The organism is Acinetobacter proteolyticus (genome assembly GCF_000367945.1).
GTDB classification, from domain to species: Bacteria; Pseudomonadota; Gammaproteobacteria; order Pseudomonadales; family Moraxellaceae; genus Acinetobacter; species Acinetobacter proteolyticus.
Genome location: NZ_KB849177.1, coordinates 1 through 430, shown reverse-complemented (window position 1 = coordinate 430; position 430 = coordinate 1). Strand labels below are relative to the sequence as shown.

Annotated in this window: 1 protein-coding gene; it reads right to left on the bottom strand. The window is 47.9% G+C overall.

The features are described 5' to 3' along the window. On the bottom strand, positions 1–430 hold a 430-nt coding region (locus tag F993_RS20435), incomplete at both ends, for an Ig-like domain-containing protein (protein ID WP_004651918.1).

Sequence of the window (430 nt, the reverse complement as noted above, 5' to 3'; positions counted from 1 at the left end):
CACCTAACTCAGTCGCATTCAAGATGCCGTCACCGTTTAAGTCATCTGGAACTGTGATCGCACCAATCAAGTCGGCCGGAATGGTATCAATCGTAACTGCACCCGTATCTGTTCCCACATTGCCTGCCAAGTCTGTGGCAGTTACTGTGACCGTATGTGGACCTTCACCTAACACTGGTAATACATTGTCTGCAAGGGTCCACGTACCATCACCATTGTTCACCGCTGGATAGTCAACACCATCCACATTCACCACAATCGTGGCATTTGGATCGTTGATCGTACCTGACAACTCAGGAGTGGTGTCATTCGTAGTTTCATCTGTAAATGTTACAACTGGTGGTAAGCCATCTCCATCAACAATCTCTGTACCCGGCAATGAAACGTTTCCTGCCAAGTCTGTTGCTGTTGCTGTAACGGTATCACCATC